This is a genomic window from Thiohalocapsa marina (genome assembly GCF_008632335.1).
GTDB lineage: Bacteria > Pseudomonadota > Gammaproteobacteria > Chromatiales > Chromatiaceae > Thiohalocapsa > Thiohalocapsa marina.
In genome coordinates this window covers 21,772-27,771 of the sequence record NZ_VWXX01000041.1, presented here as the reverse complement: position 1 = coordinate 27,771, position 6,000 = coordinate 21,772, and the positions used below count along the sequence as shown (strand labels likewise).

Here is a 6,000-nt window from a genome sequence, read left to right as displayed (position 1 = left end):
AGCGTCATCAGGGCACCGACGGGAAAGGCCCGGGAAACGGAGGCGATCAGGCTCTTGATGCGGTCCTCGTCCCAAACCCAGCTGCGCTGGAAATCCGGCAGCTGTAGCATACCGCGGTGGCAGTCCTCCAGCAGCTTATACAGATCGTAGGGGTTGGTCTGGAACGTCGAGCCCGGCATGGTGGATCTCCTGATGTTGTTGCCTCTACATGCCTTCAGCCGTTCGACGGCCGTGCATTGACAGCCGCCTCGAACTTATCCGGCTGCGGGTTTCCATGGCCCAGCCAATCGTAGGCGAACACGTCCATCTGCTTGCTGGCAAGCTCTGCTGCTAACGCGCCGGTAAAGCCAGCACCGGGCAAACCGGAGTCCTGCTGAACGACGAGGATGGTCAGGGGTGGAAGCTCGGAGACCAAACAATAGGATTGGATGGGCTCAAGCAGCTGGCCCAGCCCAGCCGCTGGCACACCAATCAGCCGAGACAGCTGGCTGTAAGTCAGGATCTGACGATTCCTGGCCGCCCAGGCAAGCACGGACCAGATTTGGCAGGCTCGTTCACTTCTTGTCATGTGACAGTCTCCAGGCACCAGTCATGATCGAAAGAACCGGAGTGTATCCCTAGCCAGCACGTGTGTGAAATCCCTCGAACCGTTCCGCCAAGAAATCTCGATTCGGCCGATCCTCGACATGCCGCGGTAGTCGAATCTGCCTGCTATGCATGCCCTTGAGCGCCGCCTCCAGCGTCGGCCCGTCATGCTGGGCCAGCACCGCCTCGGCGACATGGATGCGCCCGTCCGGATCGATCCCCAGCAGGTTGGCGTCGTAGGCGCGGTGATGGATGGTCGACAAACACAGACCATTGGTGATCTCGGGACGCCCTCGTACATCCCGGTCCGGGATGATGTGCGCCGCCTCCAGCAGATCCGGAATCGGCAGCCCTGAGACAGCACATCGGCGGTCGTAGGCGCCGAGCACCAGCTCGCGGAACTCGGCTTGATGCAGCCGTGCCTTGGCCTCGACGGTGGTATAGCGCCGATCGATCGGCGTCTGAGCCATGCGACCATCGACCGGCGCTGCGATGTCGTAGGCACTCCCGACAGCGACAGTGCATCGCAGCGCGGACGCATCCCAATTCAGTGACGTAGCAGGGAAACAGGATCTCGTAGATGCCAGGGATCAGGCCGTAGAAGTACAGGAACGGCGACTGGTCCTCGAAGGCCTCCCGCAGCGCCCGGTTGTCGCGATTACCGGGGTCGGTGCCCTGGAAGGCATAGCTGAAGTACCCGTCATCGCTCAGCGCATCGTCGTAGCGAGCCGTGCGCCCCAGCTTTGGCTTGGTGGTCTTGATGCTGAGGATACCGCGCCGCATCTGCACCGGCCGGTGGATGCCGCGAGGGGTGCTGCCGAGATAGACTTGCTCGCCCTCGAAGCGAAACCCCAGCTGGATCGCGGCCCATGGCACAGCGCCCGCATGAGTCCGCAGCAGCTGCGCGCAGTGGCTGAAGGCGGCAAGGCGAATCTGATGGTCGCGGTCCATGACCTTATCCGATCACCCTGTGAGGCGCCTCTCGCCCAGCAACGCCAGCGTCCGCACATCCGCCTTGCCCCCAAAGTACGCCTCGAGCAGTCGGTGAAACACCGAGCCTTCTGGTGAGACCTGCCCAAACAGCGTCGCGCAGGAGCGCAGTTTCAGGTCATCGGGTGAACCGAAGATCTCCTGTGCGGACTTACCCTCAATAGCGAGCACCGCCTCGGCACACTCGACGAGCCGCGGCCCGAGCACCGGATGCTCCAGATACGCCCGCGCCTCGGTCAGGCTGCGGATCGCATAGCGGCGGGCCATCGCGCTGAAACCGAGCCCGTCAAGCTGCGGGAAGATGTACCACATCCAGTGTGACTGCTTGCGGCCACTGCGGATCTCGGCGAGGGCGCGGGCGTAGTCGTGCGATTGCGCCAGAACGAAGCGGGTCAGGTCATAGGGATCATTCGCTTCTGTCATCGCGAGCTCGCGCTTGTATCCGATCTGCCTAACTTACAGTGGGGCTCCATGGATAGGCCTTTTTGCGAACGCCATTTACACGTGCGGCTTTTTCCGCGACTCGACCCGACTCGCTGCCTTGAAGATCGCGTACAGGCCGACCTGTTCCAGATCGACCTGGCGGTTGAGCGATGCGAGATAGTCCTTCGAGCTGCCACTACCCCATTGCGCTGACACACGAGCCAGGCCTCGGCTCCCAACTCGCAGAGCGCAGGGTCCCTGGTGCGCAGCGGTCGGGCCACCAGTCGTGGCATTCACGCACGTCACGGTGTAGTTGGTGTCCAGAGTTAAAAAGCAACACTGGCAGAGTTGCCTATCCATTCACCGTTATTACGTCGGGATTGTTAATTAACATGCAGACCGACCTACCGGCTCCCGAATGATCTTTGCGCCAGGTGCCGATAAACTTCGCCAACTTATGTTATCCATGCCTCGCGCCATACTATTATTTGAAGGGGTCACCGGCTTCCGAATCATCTCGCCCGCGTTCTGAGCTATCCTCCATCCTTACCTTCTCGTTGCCTACATCGACATTGGTAGCCGCAGAATCATAATCCTGTACAAGCTCGCCTTCGCTTGTGGATTGACGTGCAATTGCATTTATTGCAACCCCTGTTCGATCTACTAAATCCGGCAAGTCGGTCGCTGGTTTATCGGTTTCCCAGTAACTAAAGAACACGAAGCCTAGCAAGACGATGATTAAAGCAATAGATACGATAAATGCGGTTACCAATACGTTCGTACCATTTGATCGCCTCTTCAGATGATAGAATGGCCCTCTATTTTCAAGGCTGGCACGACGATACTTGCGTTTCTTGTATCCGTCCGCCCTTGTGCGTGCTTTGATCTCTGCTAGCAAAGCATCCTCTTTGCTAGTCGATGATTCCTTGGCCGATGCGCTTTTAGAATAACCTGAAAATACCTCTGTACCCCGCGACTGCGCCCGCTGCAATTCTTTTACTTGCGACTCAAGTGCTTCGACACGCGCTAAGAGGCTACGCAAGACTAACCTATCATCTTCTATCACTCCTGCCCTGTTAGGGGGTGAGTGGCTCGGTCTTTTAGCAATGCGTTTATATTTTTGCCTCCATTCTTTGGCGCTATTCTCAAGCTCGCGGACATAGGCTTCATCTAATTCCACTGCACCCGGAACTGGTTGCTCGACTATGATGATGTCCTTTTTGGCGTGGAAGGGATGGTTTGAGTAGGCTCCCATCACCTGATAGATAAGCTGTAAGCTGCTTTCGTCTTTCCACTCCAGTTGGAGAACAAGGGTGCCTTCATCATTTCCTAAGCGGATGTATGTCTTTGTTCTGTAGCGCTCACCCCCTTTGATAGAATCAAATATATCTGCCGATGGCCTCTTAATATGCCCATTTGAAAGTACATTTTTCGTTACTTGTTTGAATCGATCCGCTATGTATTCGTAGGCCTCCCGATAACCACTTACGTCTCTAGACTTAACGGCAACACAACAACCAAAGAACCCTGGCCTTGACGTCGAATCGAGCCCTTGGGAGGCAACGCCGATCAGATCTAGCGGTTCGCGAGTTTGCTCTATAGCGATCGTTCTACGGAATACGATCGGGCTTGCATTAGCTGAAAAGATGGACAACCGTTGGTCTGCGTTTCTTAGCTCGAATATTGCCGACGTGTTACCAACACCAGACAATACGCCGGTCCCAATTGCGTCTAGGCCACGATCCGTAAAGAAGATGGCCGCCCCTAAAATCGAATCACTTGCAGTGGTCATGAATGAAACAGCCTGGCGATTTTCTGATACCATGTTGGCCCAAGGGTTTTGCCAGTGAACTGCTGATACATCCAATCAAAAATTCCTTCGATCGATTGGTAGTCCGGGCGCACGAGCCTTTTTTGGCCCTTAATGTCCTCGATCTCTCCAAGATAAAGCCGTGAAATCATCTTTTTCTTCGGATCTGGCCAGTCATACCATATGCGATAGGTTGACTTTGCGAATGACTCGACAAAATCCTCTGTGTGCTTACCCCTCAGCTCTGCAACATGACTATACCCTTGTCTAAGGTCCTTGAGCGTCTTAAGCGCCTCCCCAGGTTTAGACACGACAATCCCGAGGCTGGCACGTTGTCGTATATTGAAGGGTAGGTTTGTATCCATGTAGCTTAGAAAATTGACAAATAAGTCATCATTGTCATGGACGGCAGGATTGAGCAAAAGAATGATTATGAATTTTATTTTTTCATTCGACAGCAGTTCGAATAGAACTCGGGCAAGCACTGGATCACGATGTTCCGTAGGGAGCACTTCCTTAAGTGTTTCTCCAGAGACTTCAAGAAGATTAAACTGCAGTGGAATCCGGACGCCTTGCAAAGGCGTGACATCAAAGCGTAATTCGCGGATATGCTCTTCCCCAACTGGTGTAGGCGCTGGAAATCTGCCACTCCGCCACTCACTTTTCCAGTTAGTCACCATTCGGTTAATGTCGTAATCCACTTCACCGAAGTCATTCTTCGTTACAAATTCTGATCGGAAAGGCCCCTCCTCCATAAGGTACCTTACTAAGAAGGAGTGAAATGTTGTTTTACCTGAGCCAGGAAACCCGAAAGTCAGCACATAGTTGCCAGCCTTCTCGTGCAAGGACTCTGACAATAGTCTAGAACGGCGTTTTTCTGGGAGAGGTGCATCCACGTCATCGTTGGTTTCGTTATCCACCGCAGAGATAGTGGGTGAAATTCTGTTTTTTGTAAACTGATCGATGAGAGTATCATCGATTTCAAAATCGTGGTCGCGGTCTGAATTAGTTGATGCCTTGGGTGGCGTGAGTCTCGGATCGGGCATGATAATGCTCCTTAGCTATCGAATCCTAGTTTATGGTTTAGTCGATGATAGTGCCCGCCCGGCCACGGCGTTTTGGCTGGTGTCCTGCCGTAGCGAGACCCGGCGCAAATGCAACAAGCGCGAACATTATCGGGAAAATATCGATCACAATTGCCAGAATTGACGACATGGCTGTAGCACCAATGTTTGGGCGATCGACAAAACCATTCTGCAAGCTATAAACAATTTCACCCAGACGCCCAAGGGTTGGATCGATTTTAGGGTGAGTCACAGGCGCAGTAGCAGGAAGAAGAGCGTTGGCGCGGCGTTCGATCTCGCCGGATTCTTTCGCTAGCGTTTGGAGAATAGATAAACCCTGATTCTGCGCGATCAAACGTTGCGGCGTGTCATACTTGAGTAGGAGATTGTCGATATCTTGAATCAGCCTATCAAGCTCAGGAAACGAATTTTTTTCGGTTAGTTTATTGAAATCGGCTAAAGCAGCGTCACGGACACGCTCAAACCAATTCGCCATCACTGTTTCGCTGGCACCGGGTTGCGGTAATGCGAAGTCGGTTAGAGGCTTGCCTAGGATCTGCTCTATTTGAGCCAGGTGGGATCGGCAGCGTTCTCCGCAGCCTGGTCGGAGATCATCAAATATTTGAGTGCGCAGGCGCGCTAATTCACGGTCGAGCTCTATTCGCTTTTGTTCGGTAAATGTAAATGCGTCTAGCTGTGTTAGCTTGGTTCTGGTGTCGGTCAAGGCGGTACGAAATATGATGTATTGTTTTGCGAGTGTTTGGTTTACCACATCATTCTGCATGAATGTTGTATAGAGAAAATTGAAGTTACTAACGGCACTAAAGAAAGCGAAGAGAGCAAACAAAAGGAGAGGGGGCATCATGCTCTTGCCGCTCACTCGACTATCGCGAATAAGAATATCAGCCGCGAATAGACCAATTGCAAGGATTGCCACAAAAGGTAAGGTCAGCCCACCAAAGCTAGACTTATAGCCGAAATATGAAAGATAGGTGCTTATTCCGACACAAATCAGTACGAGCAGGTAATAGAGGATGGTGATGATGTTTCGGTTCATAAGATCGGCCTGATATTTTGAACTTTTCGAGAATCAATAGATCCAGGAATGGAGGTTACCTAATTAACTAT

General features: G+C 53.1%; 7 protein-coding genes. All 7 read right to left on the bottom strand.

Annotation, left to right across the window (positions count from 1 at the left end):
• The coding region (locus F2Q65_RS20250; protein ID WP_150094678.1) for a GmrSD restriction endonuclease domain-containing protein at nucleotides 1-179 on the bottom strand (179 nt) is incomplete at its 3' end.
• A gap of 35 nt (nucleotides 180-214) precedes the next feature.
• Complete coding sequence (locus F2Q65_RS17400) at nucleotides 215-568, bottom strand: hypothetical protein (protein ID WP_150094677.1); 354 nt, start codon at nucleotides 566-568, stop codon at nucleotides 215-217.
• A gap of 49 nt (nucleotides 569-617) precedes the next feature.
• Nucleotides 618-1,055: an HNH endonuclease gene (locus F2Q65_RS20075; protein ID WP_246156325.1), complete on the bottom strand. Its 438-nt coding sequence runs from the start codon at nucleotides 1,053-1,055 to the stop codon at nucleotides 618-620.
• 493 nt (nucleotides 1,056-1,548) lie between these two features.
• A complete protein-coding gene (locus F2Q65_RS17390; RefSeq protein ID WP_150094676.1) occupies nucleotides 1,549-1,998 on the bottom strand; it encodes a DUF1810 domain-containing protein in 450 nt (149 codons plus the stop codon).
• Nucleotides 1,999-2,482: 484 nt separating this feature from the next.
• Nucleotides 2,483-3,790, bottom strand: coding sequence for a hypothetical protein (locus tag F2Q65_RS17385; protein WP_150094675.1), 1,308 nt, complete (start codon nucleotides 3,788-3,790; stop codon nucleotides 2,483-2,485).
• The gene (locus F2Q65_RS17380; protein ID WP_150094674.1) at nucleotides 3,787-4,854 is read right to left on the bottom strand and encodes a P-loop NTPase family protein; all 1,068 of its coding nucleotides are present in this window, start codon (nucleotides 4,852-4,854) and stop codon (nucleotides 3,787-3,789) included. The genes F2Q65_RS17385 and F2Q65_RS17380 overlap by 4 nt, the downstream gene beginning before the upstream one ends.
• A 37-nt stretch (nucleotides 4,855-4,891) precedes the next feature.
• The gene (locus tag F2Q65_RS17375; protein ID WP_150094673.1) at nucleotides 4,892-5,929 is read right to left on the bottom strand and encodes a hypothetical protein; all 1,038 of its coding nucleotides are present in this window, start codon (nucleotides 5,927-5,929) and stop codon (nucleotides 4,892-4,894) included.
• Nucleotides 5,930-6,000 lie beyond the last annotated feature (71 nt).

Bases quoted from the DNA above. Each gene is read 5' to 3' on its own strand.
- F2Q65_RS20075 (WP_246156325.1), bottom strand. From the start codon at position 1,055: ATGGCTCAGACGCCGATCGATCGGCGCTATACCACCGTCGAGGCCAAG.
- F2Q65_RS17385 (WP_150094675.1), bottom strand. From the start codon at position 3,790: ATGACCACTGCAAGTGATTCGATTTTAGGGGCGGCCATCTTCTTTACG.
- F2Q65_RS17400 (WP_150094677.1), bottom strand. From the start codon at position 568: ATGACAAGAAGTGAACGAGCCTGCCAAATCTGGTCCGTGCTTGCCTGG.
- F2Q65_RS17380 (WP_150094674.1), bottom strand. From the start codon at position 4,854: ATGCCCGATCCGAGACTCACGCCACCCAAGGCATCAACTAATTCAGAC.
- F2Q65_RS17390 (WP_150094676.1), bottom strand. From the start codon at position 1,998: ATGACAGAAGCGAATGATCCCTATGACCTGACCCGCTTCGTTCTGGCG.
- F2Q65_RS17375 (WP_150094673.1), bottom strand. From the start codon at position 5,929: ATGAACCGAAACATCATCACCATCCTCTATTACCTGCTCGTACTGATT.